Origin of the sequence: Nonomuraea sp. NPDC049637 (genome assembly GCF_040675235.1) — a bacterium.
Taxonomy (GTDB): Bacteria; Actinomycetota; Actinomycetes; order Streptosporangiales; family Streptosporangiaceae; genus Nonomuraea.
The window spans coordinates 52158-74541 of the sequence record NZ_JBFAOM010000002.1 but is presented as its reverse complement, the minus strand read 5'-3'; the positions used below and the strand labels follow the sequence as shown (position 1 = coordinate 74541).

At 65.1% G+C, this 22384-nt stretch carries 19 protein-coding genes; 11 read left to right on the top strand and 8 right to left on the bottom strand.

Annotated elements, in window-relative coordinates:
- The first annotated feature begins 31 nt into the window (after positions 1–31).
- Positions 32–853: an AfsR/SARP family transcriptional regulator gene (locus tag AB0J71_RS02750; protein ID WP_364412281.1), complete on the top strand. Its 822-nt coding sequence runs from the start codon at positions 32–34 to the stop codon at positions 851–853.
- Positions 854–989: 136 nt separating this feature from the next.
- Positions 990–1967, top strand: a complete 978-nt coding sequence (locus AB0J71_RS02745) for a hypothetical protein (RefSeq protein WP_364412278.1) — start codon at positions 990–992, stop codon at positions 1965–1967.
- Positions 1968–2028: 61 nt separating this feature from the next.
- On the opposite strand, the gene AB0J71_RS02740 is transcribed toward AB0J71_RS02745, so the two are convergent.
- Positions 2029–3243, bottom strand: coding sequence for a lanthionine synthetase C family protein (locus tag AB0J71_RS02740; protein ID WP_352324167.1), 1215 nt, complete (start codon positions 3241–3243; stop codon positions 2029–2031).
- A 275-nt stretch (positions 3244–3518) separates the two neighbouring features.
- On the opposite strand from AB0J71_RS02740, the gene AB0J71_RS02735 reads away from it, so the two are divergent.
- The 6 genes from AB0J71_RS02735 (at position 3519) to AB0J71_RS02710 (ending at position 13883) form a co-directional block, all read left to right on the top strand.
- The gene (locus AB0J71_RS02735) at positions 3519–3710 is read left to right on the top strand and encodes a hypothetical protein (protein WP_352324169.1); all 192 of its coding nucleotides are present in this window, start codon (positions 3519–3521) and stop codon (positions 3708–3710) included.
- A gap of 47 nt (positions 3711–3757) precedes the next feature.
- A complete protein-coding gene (locus tag AB0J71_RS02730; RefSeq protein ID WP_364412747.1) occupies positions 3758–4525 on the top strand; it encodes a transposase in 768 nt (255 codons plus the stop codon).
- Between the two features lie 941 nt (positions 4526–5466).
- Positions 5467–8643: a lantibiotic dehydratase gene (locus AB0J71_RS02725; protein WP_364412274.1), complete on the top strand. Its 3177-nt coding sequence runs from the start codon at positions 5467–5469 to the stop codon at positions 8641–8643.
- Between the two features lie 5 nt (positions 8644–8648).
- The gene (locus tag AB0J71_RS02720; RefSeq protein WP_364412744.1) at positions 8649–9989 is read left to right on the top strand and encodes a lanthionine synthetase C family protein; all 1341 of its coding nucleotides are present in this window, start codon (positions 8649–8651) and stop codon (positions 9987–9989) included.
- 109 nt (positions 9990–10098) lie between these two features.
- Positions 10099–12045 (top strand): ABC transporter ATP-binding protein, encoded by a 1947-nt coding sequence (locus AB0J71_RS02715; protein WP_364412271.1) that lies wholly within the window; start codon positions 10099–10101, stop codon positions 12043–12045.
- A gap of 1019 nt (positions 12046–13064) precedes the next feature.
- Entirely contained in the window at positions 13065–13883 is an 819-nt protein-coding gene (locus AB0J71_RS02710; protein WP_364412268.1) for a DUF2785 domain-containing protein, read from the top strand.
- Positions 13884–14360: 477 nt separating this feature from the next.
- Here AB0J71_RS02710 and AB0J71_RS02705 read toward each other — a convergent pair whose 3' ends face one another.
- From AB0J71_RS02705 to AB0J71_RS02695, 3 genes are all read right to left on the bottom strand, one after another.
- On the bottom strand, positions 14361–15524 hold the full coding sequence (locus tag AB0J71_RS02705) for a hypothetical protein (RefSeq protein ID WP_364412265.1): 1164 nt from the start codon (positions 15522–15524) through the stop codon (positions 14361–14363).
- Positions 15521–16051 carry an RNA polymerase sigma factor gene (locus tag AB0J71_RS02700; protein ID WP_364412262.1) on the bottom strand — a complete coding sequence of 177 codons (531 nt, stop codon included), beginning with the start codon at positions 16049–16051 and terminating at the stop codon, positions 15521–15523. The genes AB0J71_RS02705 and AB0J71_RS02700 overlap by 4 nt, the downstream gene beginning before the upstream one ends.
- A 318-nt stretch (positions 16052–16369) precedes the next feature.
- A complete protein-coding gene (locus tag AB0J71_RS02695) occupies positions 16370–16582 on the bottom strand; it encodes a hypothetical protein (RefSeq protein ID WP_364412259.1) in 213 nt (70 codons plus the stop codon).
- A 40-nt stretch (positions 16583–16622) separates the two neighbouring features.
- On the opposite strand from AB0J71_RS02695, the gene AB0J71_RS02690 reads away from it, so the two are divergent.
- Positions 16623–17060 carry a GNAT family N-acetyltransferase gene (locus AB0J71_RS02690; protein WP_364412256.1) on the top strand — a complete coding sequence of 146 codons (438 nt, stop codon included), beginning with the start codon at positions 16623–16625 and terminating at the stop codon, positions 17058–17060.
- Positions 17061–17359: 299 nt separating this feature from the next.
- Here AB0J71_RS02690 and AB0J71_RS02685 read toward each other — a convergent pair whose 3' ends face one another.
- Positions 17360–18292, bottom strand: coding sequence for an NADP-dependent oxidoreductase (locus AB0J71_RS02685; protein ID WP_364412253.1), 933 nt, complete (start codon positions 18290–18292; stop codon positions 17360–17362).
- A gap of 118 nt (positions 18293–18410) precedes the next feature.
- Between AB0J71_RS02685 and AB0J71_RS02680 the strand changes: the two genes are divergently transcribed.
- Positions 18411–19391 (top strand): helix-turn-helix domain-containing protein, encoded by a 981-nt coding sequence (locus tag AB0J71_RS02680; protein ID WP_352324179.1) that lies wholly within the window; start codon positions 18411–18413, stop codon positions 19389–19391.
- 348 nt (positions 19392–19739) lie between these two features.
- Here AB0J71_RS02680 and AB0J71_RS02675 read toward each other — a convergent pair whose 3' ends face one another.
- Entirely contained in the window at positions 19740–20231 is a 492-nt protein-coding gene (locus tag AB0J71_RS02675; RefSeq protein WP_364391731.1) for a hypothetical protein, read from the bottom strand.
- A 465-nt stretch (positions 20232–20696) separates the two neighbouring features.
- Positions 20697–21179, bottom strand: a complete 483-nt coding sequence (locus tag AB0J71_RS02670; protein ID WP_364391734.1) for a DinB family protein — start codon at positions 21177–21179, stop codon at positions 20697–20699.
- A gap of 348 nt (positions 21180–21527) precedes the next feature.
- On the opposite strand from AB0J71_RS02670, the gene AB0J71_RS02665 reads away from it, so the two are divergent.
- Positions 21528–21953: a nuclear transport factor 2 family protein gene (locus tag AB0J71_RS02665; RefSeq protein WP_364412250.1), complete on the top strand. Its 426-nt coding sequence runs from the start codon at positions 21528–21530 to the stop codon at positions 21951–21953.
- A gap of 213 nt (positions 21954–22166) precedes the next feature.
- Here AB0J71_RS02665 and AB0J71_RS02660 read toward each other — a convergent pair whose 3' ends face one another.
- Complete coding sequence (locus AB0J71_RS02660) at positions 22167–22355, bottom strand: hypothetical protein (RefSeq protein WP_352331174.1); 189 nt, start codon at positions 22353–22355, stop codon at positions 22167–22169.
- Positions 22356–22384: the final 29 nt, after the last annotated feature.

Sequence of the window (22384 nt, the reverse complement as noted above, 5' to 3'; positions counted from 1 at the left end):
CTGCGGCCACACTTGGAATGCAAGGCACTGAATGAACCAGGAAGGCCTCGTGATTTTTCATCTACTTGGACCGGTTCGTCTGGGCTCGGAGGCTGTCATCCCCTGCCCCGCGTCGCCCACATCACTGGGCATACTTGCGGCTCTCATGCTCGCCGGGGGCCACGGCCTGTCGGCGTCCAGGCTGAAACGGCTGATCTGGGACAACCCCCCGCGTTCTGCGATGTCCAACCTTCGCACGTATATCGGACAAGCCCGTACACACCTGCGGGAATACGGTCTGACTGACCGTCTACACACTAATCGTGGTACCGGCGGAGCCGACGCGACATACCAGCTGTTCATCGAGAGCGGGGAGAGCGATGTACAGGCGTTCAACGAGCACACGTCCCAGGCTGGCGTCGCGTCTGCTCGCGGCCAATTCGACGTCGCGATGCACAGGCTCAGGCAAGGGCTGTCGCTGTGGGCGGGGCCTGCATGCTCCAATGCATCGGGTAGCACGGTGATGCGAGGGTACATCTATGCTCTTAATGAGCAGAGACTGCTCGCCCGCGAGGACTACATTGAGGCGGGTCTCGCGCTCGGGTTGGCCCATGTTCTTGTTGGAGAGGCTCGTGCCGTCGTAGCTGATCACCCGACCAGAGAGCGAGCGTCCGAGCAGCTCATCCGAGTTCTCTACGCGAGTGGCGACCCGCACGGCGCTCTGAACGAGCACAGGAGACTGTCGATGCGGCTAAGAGAGGATCTTGGGGTGGATCCCTCGCCTGCACTCCAGCGCCTCTACAGCGCGATTCTGAGTCACGACGAATCGTTGCAGCGCCGGAAGGACCCACAAATTCTTGGGTGGTCCGCATGACCGCCAATATGTGACCGGCCAGTTCGGTAGCTGCGGGAGTAGGCCGGTCGCGAGTGGCTGGGAACAACCCGCGGACGGTGCAGCGGCTGCTTGGAAGAGGCCCCGATCATGCTTGAGACGAAAAGGAGTTTGCAAGGTGCATAGGATCCGAACGGCTGCTGCCGTACTGATTTCGCTGATGATTCATGCGAGCACCCTGGCGCTGATGGCGCTGGGTGTCCGGGTCATCTATGTCAACGCCGACTTCCTCTTCGCCTGGCTGATCGGAGCCTTGCTCATAGGCGTCGGCGTACTGATGTGTCCTCGGCCACCCCGCTTACCCGTTGATGTCGAGGTGGTGGAGCGGTCAGCCGCTCCCGAACTCCACGCTTTGGCCGAGAGAGTAGCGCGAACCATGCACGTCCAGCCGCCGGCCAGCGTGGCGGTCAGAGATCTGGGAATGACAAGCGAATATGTGCGAACCGGGTTCAGGGGCAGGACACTGGTGATCGGGCTGCCAATCTGGCTACTCCTGCCTGCACGACATCGGGTAGCTCTGTTGGCCCATGCTTACGCCAACCAGGGTCATGAGGGGCTGATCATCGGTAGCGCGCTGTCCACCCTGACGCAATGGCGTGAGTCGCTGCAAGGCAGTCGCGGCAGCGCGTCGCACCTGCGCGAGGAGCAGTACACACGCATCGGCGCCGTGCTCGGCGCGCAGGGCACACCAGCAGGCACGTACGAAGCGGCGGGGTCGATCGGGCGCGTGGTCGGCCACGTCCTGGGCTGGCCAGTGATGTTGCTTCAGCGACTGCTGACCAGGCTCATACGGGCCGACGGCGGTAGGCGCACGCACCAGAACCCTCCGGAGGTACGTGCGGTCGTCACAGACACCGACCTACGCGAGCTGTCCGAGCTTATGGAAGGATCGCGATTCTTGGCGCCGGTACAAGCCGCTGCCTTGCGTGGGGCTACCATGTCCGCGATCCGGGAATCGGCGCTTGATCGAGCCTCGGAGCTTGGCATGGACACAGGCGATGCCGACGTGCTGACGGCACCGGCCTCATGTCGAATCGACTGCGAGCTCTCCCGGCACTATTCGCGGGCCATCCGCGGGTTCGGCCTGATCTCCTAGCTCCCGGGTGTGCCTGTGCAGGCGTTTCTGCCAGAGCACGCAAGCGCCTGCACGCGTGTCGTCATCCCATTAGTACGGCGCGTTCCCAGGTCAGGGGTTTATCGGCAGCAAAGGCGGCAAGGACCGCGGCTATTCCTGCCGCCCCTTCAAGAAACCCTGGATGGTCCCGGGGGCCTATGCGCAAGTGGATGTCTCGGTAGCCGAAGTCGGCCTCAGGGTCGTACTTGTCGAGCAGTTCATCCAGCTCTTGTTCTAGTGCCTTATGGAGTAAGCGGCGCGGTTTGGAGGCATCACGGACGAACCGGTGGAGCACGTGCACCAGCCCCGCCTTGCCGTGACAGAACGTGGGAGACGGGATGGCTCTGACGTCCTCGCTGCGTCCGAGAGATGCATGCAAGATCTCGGCCGCTGTGTCCTCCCAAGCAGGACGGTCGCAGGCTAACGCGGCAAGCTGTAGTGCCCGGGCAGCGCCAGGGTTCCCGTAGCACCACGCCGATCGGGTCTGGCGCTCCAAGGATGGGGCGACATGAGCGAGGTAGTGGTAAGGGATATCTGGTCCGCCAGAGGTCTCGAGGATGCAGGCGTTCAATCGCTCTGCAAGCGTTGTGATCAGTGGTGTGAGGTCGAAGTTCAGTAGGGCCGCACGCTTGATGAGGCAAGCAAGAGCAAGCGGTCCAGCGATGCCATGTGCCACTCCAAGGTTGAGATATCCGCTGCGCGCTTCTGGATACGGGTCACGGATCCGGTCTGGTGGCGTCCAGAAGCCTCCGGGAACAGGCTGGAGGGCCCACACGGTGAAACGTCGCATGATGCGTTCTAGAAGGCTGATCGCCAGGGTGGAATGAGTGCTGGGCGTACTCGTCCGCCCAGCCAGGTGACGAGAGTCCTCTGCAGCTACGGTCAATGGGACGGCTGCACCGCTCAGACCGTCGATCAGGTCGAAGTCCGCCTCAGCCAGCCCTCCCGCAGGCGGCAACTTGTCAAGCGCCACGCCGATCCGAGCGAAGAGCATGGCCTCCACTTGTTCCAGCACACCAACGTAGCGTTGTCCGCTACGAGAGAGGCAGCGCAGCGCGAAGGTGACTCCAGCCACGCTGTGGAACAGCGATATCGATTGAGGCGCGGCTGCGGTTCCCAGCGCCGCCTTGAGAAATGCGTGCCCGCAGGCATCCCACCCTTCATCGGGCCACAGTTCGGCGAATGCGCTGCAGGTTATCGCGAGGCCAGTGTCACCTCTGAGCATACTGTGCGCTGACCACTCGCCGGCGGTGGCCAAGCGCGAGCGGTCCCTCAAGGTGCCCATGGTCGCATGTGCTATCTGCGCAGCTCGTGCGCGCCGCGCAGCGTCAATAACTTCCACTCTCCGCTCCTGAAACTCTGCGTATTTTTAAGGGACGGTACCTCATTGATCGCGTTCGAGCCATAGGCATTTACCGTGTGCAGAGTATGTGCGGAGCATGTGCCGTGGGTCACTATATTGGCAAATATCCACTCGATGCCGCAAAATGCGCGCCTAATAGAGAAAGGTCTGTCATGACTCCTCCCCCTGCAGTGACTGCCCCCGAGGCGATCGACGATCTGGACTTCGACCTCGACGTTGCCGTCCTGACCCGCGCGGTCACCGACAACGACATCAACGCCTGTTCAGAGGCGACGGGCACGGGTACGAAGTACACCTGTCTGATCGTGACCAAGTGCGTCGCGACGACGCCGAGCGCTTTCAACATGTGCGAGACCTGCTGACGGGCGCGTGAGCGGGATCGGGTGCGCGAAGCGCCCGATCCCGGCTCATCGAATTTGATCGGGGCTTCGTCGACATCTCCGGCGGGCAAGGGCTGCTCGGCCAGGTCGAAGGCCGCACCAGTGCCGCCGTCACCGGCTGGCGCGGCCAGCGCGGCCAGGCCTGGCGTGATGGCGTGGCCTTCGTCGCGATCGACATGTGCACCATCTTCAAATCCGCCATCCGCACCGTGTTACCTCAGGCCAGGCTCGTCGTCGACCATTTTCATGTGGTCCAGTCGGCCAATCAGGCGGTGACCGAGGTCCGCTGCCGCGTCACCGTCCAGGTTCGAGGCCGGCGTGGACGCAAGGGCAACCGCGAATGGGAACGGCGTAACCGGCTGCCGCGATCAGCTGCCCGGATGCACGGCTCGCAGCTCGACCCGATGGTTGATGACCTGATGGCGTTGCCGAGACGGATCGCAGTGCCGGTCCTGGCTGCGTGGAACGCCAAGGAAGATCTGCTTGACCTGCTCTCTTTGGCGCGTACGTATCCCGCTCGTACTGTCGTCGCCGGCCGGCTGTTCCGTTTCTACAACCGCTGCGCCGCCTCGGGGCTGCCAGAATTCGAACGACTGGCGAGCACAATCGAGACTTGGTGGCCCGAGATTCTCGCGTTCATCCAGACCGGCATCGCCAACGCGCGCTCTGAAGGGACCAATCACGTGATCAGGACCGTCGCCCGCGACGCGTATGGATTTCGGAATGCCGAGAACCAGAGGTTACGCACCCGCTGCGCCACGACACGACGAAGCCGTGGGTGCCTCAACCCCGCTTAAGTTCGATGGGCCGGCATAAGTACCGGGAGGAGAAGACAAAAGCAGGATTTGCGTCACTTAAATAGCTTGGCGATCGAAGCAACGAAATACGCCATCCGCGCTGGCCCCGCCCCACGCCCTTCGGTCTTTAGCCGGAGTGACATTTGATGCCGTCTTTGATGCTTCCATCGCACGCCGGGCGAGATCGATTTAGCCTTCTATATGGTCGCATGCATCCCAGCGTGCCAACGCATGCAGCGCTGTGCGGTACGAGAGAGGCAGCGCAGCGCGGGGATGACTCTGGTCGCGGTGTCGAACTGCGATATCGATAGAGGTGCGACGACGGTTCCCGGTGCCGCCTTGAGGGAGGCATGCCGACAGGTATCTCATCCTTCATCGGGCCAAGGTTCGGCTAATGCGCTGCAGGATATCGCGAGGCCGTTGTTTCTCTGGCCACACTGTGTGCCGACCTCCCGCCAGTGGTGGCCATGCGCGACCCTCCGGATCAAGCAAAACTCAACGTCAGCGTGGCCACCAGCCAGGGGGAGATTCTGTACCTCGTCAGCTGCGTTCGAGCCATGTGCAATTGCCGTGTGCAGATTATGTGCGGAGCATGTGCTGTGGGCGACTAGGTTGTCAAATGTCCACTCGAGGCCGCGACATGCGTACTAATAGAGAAAGGCCTTCATGAATCCTCCCCCCACACTGACTACTCCCGAAGCGATCGACGATCTAGACTTCGACCTCGACGTTGCCTTCCTGACCCGCGCCGTCACCGACAACGACATCAACGCCTGTTCAGAGGGGTACACCACGGCTACGTGCGCTAACGCTACCTGCCAGATCGTGACCAGGTGCATCGCGACGACGCCGAGTGCTTTCAACATGTGCGAGACCTGCTGACGGGCGCGTGAGCGGGATCGGGTGCGCAAAGCGCCCGATCCCGCACAGCCGGTTCATCGATGAAACCGCTGAAAGAACATCTGCTGGTGATCGCCAGCATGAGGATACAGAAAACAGGGACAGTTTCGCGAAAGGCTGGTCTTGTGAGTCTCCAGGGATCTTTCATCGTTCGGTCGCCGGTGCTCCCTGCGCACCGTTACAACCGGACACTGATCGACCTGCATCAGAGCCTAGAAAACTATGCCGAACGGGTACGGGACTATCTGGTCGACCTTGCTGGCGATGCCCTCCTCATGGAGGCGATCCAGGTCGCTAGTCCGTCGCTTGCAAGGGGGTTGTTGTCGGCTCGAGAAGAGCAAAGTCCGCGCCGCCTTGAACAAATAGCGATAAAAGCCACTAAATACGCCATCCGCGCCGCACGCCGCCCCACGCCGTTCGGCCTTTTCGCTGGAGTGACACTCGGCTCCTTCTCCGATGCTCCCCTCGCGCGCTGGGGCGAGCTCCACCGCAAGCATGTGCGCCCCGACTCTGAATGGCTCGTGCCCATCCTGCACTCATGGCAACGCGACCTGCTGGAGGCGGTCAATTTCTCCACAAACAGTCTTTGTCACGTGCGAGGCGGGCGATACGTTCTCCCTTACGTATTTGCGATAAGTCCTGGTGCGCCGAACGGCATGACACGCGAAACGACCATCAGGGCATCGAAGGCCGTCACCACTCTCCTCAAGGCAGCGCGGACGCCGGCGACGTACCACGAGCTCCAGCAGGAATTGACCCAAGTCCTGCCGCATGCTACGCCGATCGCCGTACACGAGCTGATCGCTAACCTGGTCACTCACGACTTTCTGTTAACTGACCTGCAGTGGCACCAAAACTCCCATGATGGCCTCGAACAACTCGCCTGCCGTACTTCCACGCATCAGGGGGGCGCCGCACTCGCAGAAATAAATCAGCAGCTCGAGAAGTACGCAAGCCAGCCAGTCGGGGAGGGCTGGCGCGAGCTCGTGGACACTCAGGACGCCGTTACGCGCCTCACATCAGACTCCAGATCGGCACTTCAGATCGATCTAGAGCTAGATGTCGAGGTCGCTTTGCCGCGCAGTGTCCAGCGAGAGGCTGAACGCGTGGCCCAGGCATTGACCGCGATGGCTCGTAAATCTCCCTACGCGATTCCCCCTGCCCTCGCGAGCTACCACGCCAGATTCATGGAGCGCTACGGAACTCATACCTTAGTTCCATTAACTCAGCTGCTTGACACACACCTAGGGCTGGGGGCCCCGGACGGCTACGAAGTGCCCAGGGATACTACGCGTGCGCCCGCCCCGGGCGCATCTATCCCGTTAGCGCAGCCCAATTTCGTGTTGGCGAAGGCGTTGCAACAGGCGTGGTTGGACGACGCTCGAGAGATCATTCTCGATGCTGAGTTCATCGAGGCTATGGGGGAACCGTCGAATAAGCACCCTGAGATTGAGACGCCGGCCTACTTCGATCTATGTTTGGAGTTGAACTGCGAATCCCTAGAACAGGCTGCAGCGGGGGACTTCGCGTTGTTGCTATCAGGCGTCGCCTCAACCCCCACACCAGGTGCGATGCTGGGCCGGTTCGCGGAGCATTCGGGGGCAACGGCCTTGCTCAGCGACATGCTGCCTGCCCCATGCACGCTCGACTGGGTATCCGCGCAGATCGTCTACGCCCCGGCCAGGCCGCGTCAGATCAATGTCTCACGAGTACCGAACGTCTTAGATACCGTCATCCCATTAGGCGTACCGTACGACGAGAGCGTGACAGCGCTTCTACCAGACGAGATCGCAGTCGGCGCGACAGGAGAGCGACTCTTCCTGTGGTCTACGAAATATCGCTCTCCCGTGTTTGCCATGCTGCCACACATGGCGCGTATCGACGCCGCACCGAACCTCGCCCGCTTCCTTGCTGAGGTTTCCCAGACCTGGGTAACGGCACCGCGCCGCTGGAGCTGGGGACAGTTCGAAACTTTTCCATTCCTGCCCCGCGTCAGATACGGCCGCACGATAATAAGCAAGGCGCGCTGGCTCCCGGATGTGTCGCTTCGTGATCGATCACTGAGCTGGCGCGAGTGGGAGGCCGCCCTTCAACATTGGCGGGAGCGCTGGCAGGTACCGGACCTGGTAGAGGTCGGTGTGGGCGACAACCGTCTGGAACTCGATCTGAGCTCTGCGCTCCACCGTTCACTGTTACGGGCGGAACTGCAGAGCCGAGACGAGGTGGTGCTGGTCGAGGTTACACCCGTTGAACAGCGCTGCTGGCTCGACGGTCACACCGCCGAAATTGTCGTTTCCGTCAAGGAACGCCGCGACGGCTCCCCGCCGATCGCGACCCTCGTCGAGAAGCCAGTGCTGCGCGGCCGCCCAGCCCGGCACCCCATTGGAGGGGACTGGCTCTATGCGAAGCTTTACTCGCGCGCAGAGTCTCAGGAGGAACTGCTGCGAGATCGCCTTCCCGAGTTGCTGGCCAAGCTGGGGAACCAGGTGGACCGCTGGTTCTTCATCCGATATGTGGATCCGGATCATCATGTGCGGCTCCGGCTCCATGGGGACTCGGCCGACTTACGCCGTGAGGTGCTTCCGGTACTCAGCGACGTCATGGAGAGCCTGTGGAATGAGGGCCAGATCGTCGACTGGTCGATCGACAACTACGTGCCTGAGACGCACAGGTACGGTGGTCCGGAAAGCGTCACGAACGCCGAACGACTCTTTTGCGCCGACAGCGATATGGTCGTCACCCAGCTCCGAAGCAGGATGCACGACAGTTTGGGGGTCCGTCCAGAGACCCTGGTGGCGCTCAACAACATCCGGCTTCTTACGGACCTGGACCTCGATTGGGCCCGCTGGGCAGTGACTAGGCTCGCCCCGATGTTGTCGGGCGCCAGGCTGAAGCCCGAGTTGCGGCGCGAGGTGCGGATACTGGATCCCCGCAGCGACTGGGCCCGCCTTAAAATGTGCGACCCCGGTGCCCGACTGTACGACTCCTGGCTGGGCCGCGCTGATGTTGCCCGAAGATTCGCGGTCGCGTCCTCGACAGGAGCTTCGCCTACGGCGGTGGCCACAGACCTGTACGCCGACACGTCCGTGATCGCGCACAGCCTTCTCCATATGCACGCCAACCGCCTGATCGGTATCGATTCCGAGGCCGAGCTCCAATCGAACGCCCTGCTCCTTGCCGCCGCCCGCATGCTTCTGAATCGACAGGACGAGCTGTGAGCGGTATGCCGCTGCCTACCGACGATCTGAATGCCGACGATCGGCTGAAGCCCGCAGTGTTCGAGCGACGACAACGTGCACGCCAGCTAATCTCCAGGCTCGCTGAATTACTCGCGGAACCAGAACGTGTCACGACCACCGTCGAAGCTACGAGCCAGTGGGTCGAGCTTGACGGCGGCTGGAAAGCGCCGATCTGGGCAAGGGCAAGTCTATCCAGCGGACACAGCGGCCTCGCGCTATTGTACGCCGAGCTTTCCCAAAAGGAGAAAGCTCTGGCCCATCTGCGTAGTGCTGCGGCGAGCGTGCAATCCCTTCAAGGGTACGGGCTGCATCATGGTGCGGCTGGATTGGCCTATGCACTCCATGCCTGCGCTGACGGAGGGGAGGCATTCAGCCGGGCGAAATCGCGGCTCAACGGTGCGATCCAGGACGCCGTGTTAGAGCTCGTGGAGCGGATACTCGTAGGTCAGATAAAACTGGCCGGCATGCAATCGTATGACATATACGATCCGTTGAGCGGTATAACAGGAGTCGGGCAATACCTCCTGGCCTGTGGGGAGTCAGACTCACTCGTGCTCGCTCGCATTATGGAATCACTCGTAGTGCTCGGGCAACCCGTTGAACGTGATGGTGTGCGGGTTCCCGGGTGGTGGATCCCTGCCTCGCCCAGGTCGCCCATCGGGCCATACCGGAATGGACATCTCAATTTCGGTCTGGCGCATGGGATGGCTGGGCCACTGTCGTTGTTCGCCCTCTCTCGGCAGCGGGGAGTCTTGGTGCCGAAGCACGAGGAAGGCGCCGTGGCGATCGGGGAAGCTTTCGTCAGACACGTACAGGAGGACGAGGCCGGGCCGTACTGGCCAAGATATCTCGAAAGAGACATGCTCCTTGCACGAAACGGGCCCAGGTCGGCACCCACCTGGTGTTACGGCAGCGTCGGCATTGCGCGCGCCCTTCAAATGGCAGGGATTGCCTTTGCGCGTGACTCCTGGAAGTCGCTGGCCGACGATGTCATGCACGCCGAAATTCGTCGATTGCCAGAAGGGGCGTACCTCTCCAACTCCTTCATCTGCCATGGCCTGGCCGGCCTTCTGCTGATCTTAAGCAAATATCGAAATGATAGCCCGGGCGTTGTCCAACAAGCCAGTCTTGATGCCATCGTGGACCAGATCCTGGAGCGATATCAAGAAGATGTTCCGTTCGGCTTTCGGGTTCCCCGCATGGGATATACGCGAAAGGTCGATATTCCGGGCCTGCTTGAAGGGTCGGCAGGAATTGCTCTAGCTCTGAAGGTATACCTCGACGGAGATGCCACGACCAACTGGACCGCCGTCTTCGGTGTCTAGTCGAGCGGTCACGCCTCGCAGCGGAAGCACGGGTTGGGAGGCAAGAAGATCGTTTGACGAATTTGTTGAGGTGCAGCATTCGCGATGCAGTACGAGTAGAGGAGGTGTCATGGCAAAGTCGGCGACTGTCGCAGCGCCGGAGAAGCCGGCAGACTCGAATGACCTTGCGCTGGCTAGCTGGCAAGCGCACGAAGCCCAGATGATCTCGACAACCATGTGGCAGGTGGTCAGGCGATTGCCTGAGCTGCTCCGTCAGGCGCTGCGCCTTGGCTGGCAGGCGAGCCGACGGGATCTGGCGTCGGTCATCGCCTTCAACTCTCTGGCGGGGCTGTGCGCATGCCTCGGGTTGGTGTCAGGGGCACAGTTGCTTACACAACTACTATCGTCGCCCAACCTGACAAGGGAGGCCTTGCTGGAGACGCTGGGCCCGATCGTCGCGGTGGTGGCCGCGGGTGGCGCGCGCAGCTGGCTCTTGTCGCTTGCCCGGTGGGCGCAGGCAAGACTGAGACCGCAGGTCGAGCGGATCGTGGCCGTCAGGCTTGCGGAGGGTGCCAGCAAAGTGCCGCTGGCTGACTTCGACAATCCGACGTTCCATGACTCGATGACGCGCGCTCGCGATCGTGGGCTCTACGAAGCCCCGCAGATGGTGAGCCGTGCTGTAGACGTTCTCGGGGCGCTGATGGGTGTGATGGCCGCGGCGGGAGCGCTTACTGTGTTGCACCCGGTGCTCCTGCCACTGCTCACAGCCGCGATCGCGGTACAGGCCTGGACCACGGCCCGCTCGGCCCGCATGCGCTTTGAAACGATCTTTCAGCTGGCTTCGAGCCGGCGCAGAAAATGGATGCTTCACGATCTGATGGTTGGAAGGAGTGCCGCACTTGAGGTAAGAGCCTTCACAATGAGAGATTTCCTGCTCGTGGAGTACAATTCGATCGCCCGGCACGAGGAAGGGTTGGAACTCGGGCTTGCCCGTCGGGAACTAGTCATCGGGTTCACCGGGACAGTGCTACGTGGAATTGGCATCGGGCTGGTTTATGCGGCACTTGGCGTCTTGTTCGCCTCAGGAGTTATGCCGCTCTCGGCTGCTGGCGCTGCCATCTTCGCCATTCAGCTGGGCAGTAGTTCTTTGGGTGCCCTAGTCATCTCGCTCAACGGCTGCTACGAGTCGGGCTTGTACTTCTTGGATCTAGTGGAATTCCTCGAGGTCACGGCGGCTCGGCGGAGTGACTCCGCCTCCTCTGTCCGACCGATGGACGGTGTCTCGCCAAGTCAATCCCCTGTCGTGGCGCTTGCCCAACCTGCCCAGTTCGAACTCAGCGGGGTAAGCTTTTCGTATCCAGGCGGAACGTCTCCCGCTGTCAGCGACGTGTCGATTCGGGTAAGCCGTGGAGAGATGATCGCCTTGGTCGGCGAGAACGGCTCGGGGAAGAGCACGGTCGCGAAGCTGATCGCAGCCCTTTATGATCCCGACCACGGGGAGATCCGCTGGAACGGCGAATCGCTGGTGGGCATTCGCCAGGAAGAGTTATGGCGGCACATCGGATTCATCGCCCAGGACTTCACCCACTGGCCCTTCTCGGTCCGAGAGAACATCACTATGGGCCTTCCTGTGGACCAGGAACTCTTGGGTACGGCTGCCTTCAGATCTGGCGTTAATGTGGTCGTCGAAGGGCTGGATGCAGGCTATGACACGCTTCTCGACCGGCGTTTCAAGAGCGGTCACGAGTTGTCCAAAGGCCAGTGGCAGCGCATAGCCGCGGCCAGAGCATTCTATCGTGATCCTGCCTTGCTGATTTGTGACGAACCAACCGCTGCCTTGGATGCTCGCGGCGAACAAGCATTTCTTGATGCGTTGCGGGTCTACGCCCAGGACAAGGCGGTCATCCTCATCACGCATCGGCTGGAGAACGTGCGATACTGCGACCGCGCCTACGTCCTGACGAATGGTCGCGTTGCCGAGTCGGGTGACCATGACGAACTTGTGTCTCGCCAAGGTCCCTTCTACGAGTTGTATCGCCTTCAAGCCAACAGGTACGCACCGATACCATCGCTGTAGGCCGCAATCTTGCGAGCATTTCCGTGTCGGCGCAGGTTCAGTCAGGGCCGGGGTGGTCGTCCTGGCGGAGTAAAGGTGGCCGGCCGGGGCGATTGTCATCATAACCGAGGTCTCCGAGGGGACGCCCGCTGGAATCTGGGCGGGCCCTTGGGCACAGCCGACGGCCGTTGCTGGCGGGAGAGGAGTCGGCGGGGGCGTATGACCGAGTGGCTTATACGTCGAATGGCCGCTGAGTTGGAGTGTTCGCTGGGGTCGCGTTCACGGAGTGGTGTACGAGATAGAGCACGTGCCGAACACTGGGACCGACCTCTATCAAGCGTGTGGGCGCGGCTGGAACGTGGGGTCCATTCCAGGGAGCCTGATGCAATGATCAATAGAGTGTCCGCCGTGCTCGGTCGCGCCAACCCCGCACGCGCCATGACCATCCGCCATTCCCGGCCGGCTCGGCAAGAGCAGCAGCCCCGCCTCGCCGCGAGCAGGCGGCGAACGCTGGGCTGGATGCTTGATCCGACTGTCAGCTCCTCAACGAAACGACTCTCCCAGCCTTGGCCCTGCTCTTCTTTGCCGAACAGCAGGGCCGAGGTCTTCTCGGCCGCTGCGGTGGCCACGTGCGGGTAGATGGAGGTGTAGGAGTCGGTGGTGAACGCGCTTACATCGACCCAGGTCATGCCTGTGAGGGTTTCGCGTGGCGTGCGCGCGAGGTCCGGTCCCAGGAGAGATGGGCGGGGGCAGAATGATGATCGGCCGCGCTAGTGATGAAGCACCAGCAGCTCAACGTCCTTCGACAGATCAGCGCGGACCAGCATCGTCAGCAGGCACAACAAGCACCTCGCCAATCGGTGGAACAGCGACGACAACACCTTGCGACGGTCGCTGCCACTGCCCTGATCACGCAGCAGAATCCCAGATCAGAGCACGAAATCGTGTTCCGAGCGGGACAGGGTCCAGTGCGAAGCGCTGCTTCCCGATCTACAACCCTGCCGCGGCGGCGGTGCTGATGGCTGAGGTAGCATCCCGAAATGCCATCAACACACGTCGATTGGCCATCCGTCGCAGCTGCGGATTTCCCCTTTCCCAGCCATGTAGCGGTCCGCCGTCTGGCGGACGAACTCTCAGCCATGCTTGTGTCATCGGATCCTGCGGTCCGTGACGACCATGCCTACACCGCGCTTGCCCGTTGGACCGACGAGGGGTACCTGGACGAGGTGCTCGTGGACATCGGAGACACCTCGGCCACGCGTTTCACCCACCCAGACATCCAGGCACGTTCCTTCGCCGCGCTGGTGCTCGCCCGCGTTCTGGGCCGCGTCAGCGCCGTGCCGCGAGTCGTGGCCGAGGAGACCGCCGACCGCTGGTACGGGGCGTTCGCCGCATGGTTTCCCGCGGAGGTCGACACTCGGGGCTGGGACGACACCCTCGGTTGGCTGCACGCCGTCGCCCATGGCGCCGACGCCGCAGCCGCGTTCGCCTCTGTCCTGCCCTGGCGCGGCAGCACCTTGCTGGACCTGTGCGCACGCCGAATGACGGCCAAGGCGGCTCCCCACCGCTACGTCCAACTGGAAGACGCGCGACTCGCCCGCGCCATCACGACCATCCTCTTCGTCCCCTCTCTGTCCGTGGACGAGGCCACCGGTTGGCTGGACACCGTGGCCCACGCCTTCGCCGGCGCCGAACCCGGACCCGTGCCGCCGTGGGCGTTCAACACCTTCGCCACGTTGCAGTCTCTCCACATGCACCTGGCCCGGGGTCTGGCCGGCCGAGGCATGCCAACTCACGCCGAGGCCGTCGCCACTCGTGTCGTGGCCGTCCTCCGCGGGCCCTTCCCCTGGTTGTCGTAACGCTGCCGGCAACCGTCCCCTCAGGGCACTCAGGCCGGTGCACGAGCTCTGACGGATGCCGTCATCAATCTGCGCGACGTTTGAGTACCGCCCACTTCGGTGGCTATGGCCGTCACCAGCGCGGCACCAGCGGCCAGACCGATCGGATCCATACGCGGTCCCCTTGTCTCCGGAGAACAACTCCTCATGGGAGATAGAACCCCATGGGCAACAGGACCCCAAACCGCAGATGAGCACCGCCAATCACCCCGCCGGCGGTGTGATCGCCGCACGTGCTGGCAAGGCTTGGCCAGGGGGCCCATCGGGGCATCGCGAACGGTCATGAGCCCCTTATCGCAGATAGGAGCTCACCATCTGCGGTAACCGGAGCTGCTCCCTACAGGTAGAGATGATCGCCCGGGTGTTGAACCTTCAGGCAGGCATCCAGTTGATGACTTCCTGTACGTTCAGGGTTGACCGCCGAGTGGATGTCGGGCCTCAGCTGACGCACTCTTTCCCGCCGGTCTGATTGGGGGCGGAGCATTCCTTGGGAAGCCGGGCGGGGGTGTCAGTCCAGGCGGCTCGTCGGTAGACGAGTGCGTGGTGGACGGTTCCCGCGGGCAGGCCCGCGGCCCCTTCGTTGCCCGCCGGGTCCTGCGACCAGGGCTTCACGACGACGTTCTGCAGCGCGAGCAGCCGACCGCTGGATTCCTCCACGATGAGTTGCTGCTCGCTCTGTCCGTCCCCTACAGCCTGGGTCCATCCGATGCCGACCCCTAGGCGGCCCTCGGCATCGAGGATCCGGCCGAGGGCGCGGGTGCCGGGCAGGTTGGCCACCATCCGGTAGAGGGCCCCGCGGGTGCCTGCTGAGATCGGGGCGTGCTGGAGCAGTTCCAGGGAGATGTCGCGGAGCCAGGAGTCCTTCGTGGGTAGCGAGGTCCCTGTGGGCGGTGTCGGCCAGTCCTTCATCGTTTCGCTGTAGGCGGGCCAGAACGCCAGCAGGCGTTCGCGCAGCGCGTCCGGTTCCTGAGGCAGATCGAGCAGCTCAGCGGCGGGAAGCGTGAGCCCTTGCTCGCCGTAGGGCCAGGTGCCGGCCATGAACATGAATCTCGTGCGTCCGAGCGGAGCCGTGTCGTTCTTGCAGTCGGTGTCGTTGCCGCACAGCTTGGGTTTCCCTGCTCGCCGCCACGCCTGCTCCTCTTGTCCGGACGCCGGCACGGTGGGCAGGCCGCGTTCGGTGAGCACGGTGAGCGTCGCCGGGTCGCGCGGGGCCCATCGGCTGGTCTGGACCCGGGTCTTGATCCGGTAGTGGTTGCCCGGTGCCCCGATGATCTCCTCTCCTAGGATCAGGCCTTCGGTGTACCAGAACGGGCCGGGCGTCTGCTGCTGCGCTGCCGCGTTGCGGGCCGCCGTGTCCAGCGCGTTCCCAGCGGGATACGTGGCCACCTGCCCCGTGGAGACGCCGGGGTCGAGCAGGCGGGGGGAGGCCAGCGCCCCGATCACGGACACTGTGGCCAGCGACGCGGTGACTGCCCCGACCCACCGTGCGCGGCCCCGTTGCACCGGCGTGGGCAGTTCCTCCGCCGCCCGGGACGACCCCGGCATGTCGAGGTCGGCGGGCCGGGCCGCCGCCAGCAGATCAAGCGCGTTCTTCCGTTTCACTTCTCCTCCTCCGGGATGAATGCGGGCCGGGGGGCGGCCGCCGTCACGTTGTTCATGGCGGCCTCCAGTCGCCGGCGGGCCCGATGCAGCCTGACGAAGAACGCCGATCGCGAACTTCCCACCACCTTGGCCGCCTGCGCCGAGGTCAGTCCGTGCCACGAGACCAAGGTCAGCACTTCTTTGTCCGCGTCGCTCAACGTGGACAGGGCTTTCATCGCGGTGGCCCGTTCGGCCACATGGTCGGCCACGTCCCTCTCCAGCTCCTCGGTCCAGCCGCGCAGCGCCTCGTCCAGCGCCGCCTGCCGGAGCTCGTCGCGATAGAGCTCGCGGATCACGTTGTGCGCCACACCAAGCAGCCAGGGCAAGGGCGCCTTGGCCGGGATGACGTCCCGCCGTCGCCACACGACCACGAACGTCTCGCTGACCACCTCCTCGGCCAGCCGACGACCACATCTGCTCACCGCGTACGCGTACACCCGAGGGCGGTACGCATCAAACAAAGCGGCGAACTCATCATCACTCAGCACATAGGCTCCTTCTTTGGCCCTTACATCAGGTAATGGTCAAAGGCGGATCGGTCTTACAGTCGATGCGAAGACCGTTCCCTCGCGAACATGCCGCGGGCCGTGAGCCGTCCCCACGCTGCAAGGCGTTCAGCCCAACGCCCAGGACAGTGGTCCCAGCAATCGTTGTCTTGGGTTGCTGGCCCCTTCTCGCAGGTCGAGGCGAGATGATCTTCTCTTGTGATGTGAGGCGCGTTGGCCGCGCTGCCCGGCATGTTCTCCCAGCGCCAGAACCCGACGCCGGGGAACCCGCTGGGGCCGCAGCGAGGTCGAGCCGGGTGTTCATGCCCAGCCGGAACCGGCCGTAGGAGCCCCGACGTCTCCGACATCGGCCGCGAAGCCAACCCGCACACCGGCTTCGGCGGCGGTGCGCATTTCTGCCTCGGCAACCACCCCGCCAAGCTGGAGCTGCGCGTCCTGTTCGAACAACTCGCCCGCCGCTTTCCCCACCTCCGCCAGACCGGCGGGCGCCCGGCGGCTGCTCTCGAACGTCATCAACGGGAAAAGGCGTTGCCCGTCGGCCTAGGGTGACCTTGTGCACGTCATCGACATCTCGCCCGACCAGCGCCTGCTCGACCTGCAGCGCGCCGCCTACGCCGTCGAGGCCGCGCTCATCGGCGACGACCGCATCCCGCCGCTGCACGAGCCACTGTCCGACCTGCTCGCCGCGCCCCTCACCTGGGTCGGCGCCTTCGACGGGGACGCCCTGCTGGGGGCCATCGCCTGGGAGGCCGACGCGACCACGCTGGACATCAACCGGCTCGTGGTCTCGCCCTCGGCCTTCCGCCGCGGCATCGGACGCCTGCTCGTCGCCACCGCCCTCGACCGTGCCGCCGGCCGTACCGTCCTGGTCTCCACCGGCCGCGACAACATCCCCGCCCGCAGCCTCTACGAGGGATACGGCTTCGCCTGGCTGAACGACATCGAGGTCATCCCCGGCCTCTGGATCACCAACTACCACCTCACCCCCTGAACCTTTCCTCGGCTGTCCGCACAGGCCAACCCGGCTCTCGATCATCCGGACCGAGCACTTGGCCGGGGCCTCGGGCGGTCAGCGGGCGGTAGCGTTCGACGGCGAGAGCGTGTCTCGCACGAGGGGCCGGCGATCAACCAAACGCTCGGCGTCTGACGCGCAGTTGTGACCCCTGATGAAGGGAGCGGAGGCGATGAGCAGACGGAGGGCCGCCCGCCAGGCGAGCCCAGACCCGGCATCCCCGATGATGTGAAGGGCGGGAACCAGGCCGCGCCGGCCCTGGCCATGCGCACCGGCGATCAGGCCATGAGCGACAGCACGATCTTTCCCGTGGTACGGCCGGCATCGCTGAGCTCGTGAGCCTCGGCCGCCCGCTCCAGCGGGAACACCCGGTCGATCGCGGGACGCAGCAGCCCCGCCTCCACCAGCTCGGCGACCTGCCGCAACCCCGCCTGGTCGGCCTCCACGATCATGAAGGCGGCCCGCCGGCCCACGGCGGCGGCCTCCTCGGCCAGGTACGCCTCGGCCGGTGAGGCGAGCGAGACCAGGATGCCGCCCGGACGCAGGATCTTCAGCGACCGCGGCCCGTAGGCGCCGCCGATCGTGTCGATCACGACGTCCACCGGCTCCACGACCGCCTCGAAGTCGGTCTCGGTGTAGTCGATCAGCTCGTCCGCGCCGAGCCCGCGCAGGAACTCGTGCTTGGCCGTACGGGCGGTTCCGATCACATGGGCGCCGCGCGCCTTGGCGATCTGGACGGCCAGGTGCCCGACCCCGCCCGCCGCCGCGTGCACCAGGACCCGCTGCCCCGGGGCCACCTCGGCGACGTCCACCAGGGCCTGCCAGGCGGTGAGCGCGGCCAGCGGCAGCGCCGCAGCCTCTACGTGGGTCAACGTCCCGGGCTTGCGGACCAGGTGCCGGGCCGGGGAGGTCACATATTCGGCATACGTGCCCGCCGGAAGCGGGTGGCGCGGCATGCCGAACACCTCGTCGCCGGGGGCGAGCGTGGCGACCCCCGGACCGACCGCCTCGACCACGCCGGACAGGTCCCAGCCGAGCGGCACCACCGCGCCGGCCAGCCCGCCGGAACCCCGGTGCCAGGAGTCGGTCGGGTTGACACCCGCCGCGTGCACCCGCACCAGCACCTCGGCCGGGCCGGGCTCCGGCCGCTCCGCCTCGATCACCTTCAACACCTCAGGGCCGCCGAAACCGTCCTGGCCGATCGCGCGCATCGTCATCTCCTGCTGTCTTTCGCCCACCGCGCCCTGGTGGCCCGGCAAGGAAAAGACTCGCGCACCGGGCCACGGCGGAGCGAGTGGCAAGAATGCCATCATGTGAAAGAATCTTGCCATGCATCGCGTTCGCGTCCTGGCCCTTGACGGGGTCTATCCCTTCGAGCTCAGCATCCCGGTGCGGATCTTCGGCACTGCCGCCGGTCGCGCGGGCGAGCCGCTCTACGAGGTCACCACCTGCAGCTTGGACGGCGGGCCGGTTGCCACGAGCGCCGACTTCGCCATCACGGTGGCGCACGGCAGTGAGGCGCTCCGGACGGCCGACACCTTGGTCATCCCGCCGTTCGCCTGCGGCCCCGAGGCGGAGCGCGACTGGCTGCCCGACGCGCTGCGCCACGCCCTGGCGCTGGTGCCGGCCAGTGCGCGCATCGTCTCGATCTGCACGGCCTCCTACGTGCTCGCCGCCGCCGGCCTGCTCGACGACCGGCCCGCGACCACGCACTGGAACGAAGCCGAGCACTTCCAGCGTGCCTTCCCCCGGGTCCAGGTGGACGCGAACGTCCTGTTCGTCGACGAGGGGCGGATCCTCACCGCAGCGGGCGTCGCCGCCGGCATCGACCTCTGCCTGCACCTGGTACGCCGCGACCACGGCAGCGACGTCGCCAACCGGGTGGCCCGCCTCTGCGTGGTGCCCCCGTGGCGGGAGGGCGGCCAGGCCCAGTACATCGAGCGCCCCGTGCCCGAGCCCGCGGCCGCCACCACCTCCGCCACCCGCGCCTGGGCCCTGCAGGAACTGCACCGGCCGCTCACCCTGGCCGAGCTGGCGGCCAACGCTGGAATGAGCGTCCGCACCTTCTGCCGACGCTTTCGCGAGGAGACCGGCCTGCCACCCGGCCAGTGGCTCACCCGCCAGCGGGTCGAGCAAGCGCGCCGCCTCCTGGAGACCACCGACCTGCCGGTCGACCGGGTCGCCGCCCTGGCCGGCTTCGGCACCGCCGCCTCGCTGCGCCAGCACCTCGCCACCACCATCGGCGTCCCACCCTCGGCCTACCGCCAGTCCTTCCGCGCCGCGACCGGTGCCATCGAAGGGGCGATGTGAGGGCGCGATCGGCCCAGTCCGGCTGCGGCCAGGTGACCTGACGCTTCAGCACTCACCTCGTGCCGACGGACCATGATCTCGACGTCCTCGGACGCCTGATCACGCCCAGCAAGACCGGCCATGCAGCGGGCCGTGGTGGGGAGGTGGGGAGTTACTGCTGCCGAGGTAGGACCCGCCGCCGTAGCAAGTTGCGGCGTGCGCGGTGGTGGACCGACCAGCACCCCCGCGAGCGAGGAGCAGGGCAGCAGGGAGCCGTGGCCGAGTCAGGTGGACGAGGAGGGGGTCGGTTCTCACAAACCGTAGGGCCCGGCAGACCACCCCACCCATACAGTGCCTGGCCGAGGGCGGTCAGCCTGCCGCCGGGCTCTGCTCGCCGTCATGGCGAACCGTCCCGAGGGGGATGCAGTTGTCCGGGGTGCCGGTACGTACCCCCTCGCACAGCTGAGCCCGCGACAGGTCGGCCTTCTCCGGTACCAGTTGCCAGGCGCGAGTCCAGTACGGAGTGTCCGCCGCCAGATCGCCGAACTGCTTCGATACGCCGGTGCCGTACTCGGGGGAGCGCATGTCCTCTTCGGTGAAGTAGTTGGTCCCGTTGTCCATGCCACCACAGCTGACCTGGCTGTTGGCGTCCTGGGCGGCCTTGCATCCGTCGTACCGGACCACCCAGTACGCCTGGGGATGCGGGGCCTTCAGGGGGCGTCCCGGAGTGCTGGTGACCTTCAACACGAGCTGGATGTATGTCAGGCCCCGCGGCGCCGGGGACTGCGGAGCGTCGGGACTGAGCTGGGCGTCCACAATCTGAACCGAGTGCGGATAGGGCCCCTTCTTCACAGACAACACCGGACCGCGTCCCTCGAACGAGGCACCCGACGGAGTTGGCGACGGACTCACCGGGGCAGACGTCCCGGGCGTGACCGCCAGGTCCGGGGCAGACCGGTCCGGTTGCACCCACCCTCCGCACGCAGCCAGAAGACCACTGCAGGCCAGGGCAAAACCGCCGCGCGCCCACCGGACCAGACGTATGCGTCCACCGTTCCCCATAGATCCTCCTGTTGCTTGCCATGGGGTCGGGCTCCCGGCCACCCCCTTCTGATCTTGGGCACACAGTAGCGAAGGTGGTGGGTCGGACTTACTGCGAAGTTCCCGAAAGCGGCCGAACATTATGTACGGCCCCATGCCCACGAGCACGTAAACCTTCGTCGGCCGGCTCGGCGTCCTGGAGCTACGGCTGACCACCGCTCAGCTGATCAGCGGGTACGTCGGTGAGGTGGCAGGACCTGGATACGGGTGATGCAGGGAGAGCCGCTATGCTCCCGTAACCCCATCGATGCGCTCTCGGATCAGGTCGGCGTGCCCGGTGTGCTGCGCGTACTCCTCCAGGAGGTGGATGTAGATCCAGCGGAGGCTGACCTTGCCGGTCGGCGCCCGGGGGTCGTCGGCCAGCTCCTCCAGGTCGATGTCCGCAACCGCGGCATCGCAGGCAGCCGTCTCCGCGAGGAAGGCGGCGTAGTCGGCCTCGGCGTCGGCGTCGGCCACCAGGTCGAAGTCGCCGTCTTCGTACTCCTCCGTGATGTACAGCTCGGGCAGGTTCTCGTGCAGGAACTTCTCCCGGAACCACCAGCGCTCGACTTCCGTCATGTGTCGCAGGAGGCCGAGCAGCGTCAGGTTGGACGGCTCCACGGCGGCGGTCTTCAATTGCTCGGAGGTGAGGCCCGCGCATTTGCGTAGCAGGAACAGCCGGCGGAGCTTCAACCAGCTGTCCAGCATCTCGCGTTCGCCACAGGCCATGTCCGTCCGAGGTCCCCGCTCTACGTCGGGTGCTGTCCACGTCATGTCACCATCATGACGACCTGCGCGACCGCTTTCGCCGGGTACGCGCGTCTTCTGCCCGCCGCCGGGCGTATCGCTCGAAGATGGGGCTCGACCAGGGCATCCCTGTCCCACCAAGCCCCTCGCAGCCACGGCCCTCGCGTTCAGCCTCGCGGGCCGCGTGCGGGCTGCCGCGTCATCGTCCTTTCCTGGCCGGCAGGTCGCGTCTCATCCTGTCCGAACCGGTCGGGGCAAGGCTTGAACATCGGTGCGCGACCATGATTCCGTATGCTGTACGGTACATTGTACGACTTGAGGAGGAGCAGCATGTACCAGCCGAGCGCCGAGGAACTGAAGAACATCGACGATTGGTTCGCCGCCTACGACGCGCTGGCCGAGGAGGGCGCGATCGAGCAGCTCGCCGACCTGGCGGTCTTCCCGATGAACGTGGCCACCGACGTGCCCGGCGGCCACGCGAGCGTCCGCCAGTGGACGCGGGCCGAGTACGTCGAGAGCATGAAGCAGTCCATGGACGGCGGCACCGCCGGGCTCGACCTGCGCTCCACGCGCACGCCGCGCTTCGTCAGCCAGAACCTGGTGGTCGTGGAGACCGAGGCGACGATGACGATCGAGGGCGAGGAGCACCGCATGCACTACGCCGACCTGCTGGTGCGCACCGAGGACGGGTGGGCGTTCCAGACCATGGTCCAGGGCGGCTGGGGACACGGCTGGCCGTCCGCCAGGCGCGGCTGACCCCGCGGTCGCAGGTCGGGGCGCACCTGACCGGCGCTACCGGACGCCGCCGCGGGTCATCCTCGCGGCGGCGCCCCGGAGCAGCCCGGGAGCCAGCCGGCGATGGTTCGCCGACAGTAGCGGGCCACGCGACGCGCCCGACGCGCCGGTCAAAGCGCAGGAGGGTGGTCAGCGACACCCGCCCGTCCGCCGTCCGGACGACGAGGTTGGCGGTCAGTCAGGGTCGGGGCGGTGGGAGGGCCACCGGCGGCGTGGGGCAGGGGAGTCGTTGTAGCGCAGGTGGGCGGCCAGGATGCACTGAGCCGTCAGGCGGACCTGGCGTTCCTCCTGCGGGTCCGGCCCGCCGCCGGTGGCCGAGCGTGCCGGCCCGCGGGTGCTGCACGGCGCGGATCTTCTCGACACGGTCTGTCCGCGAAGCGGGCGACCACGCG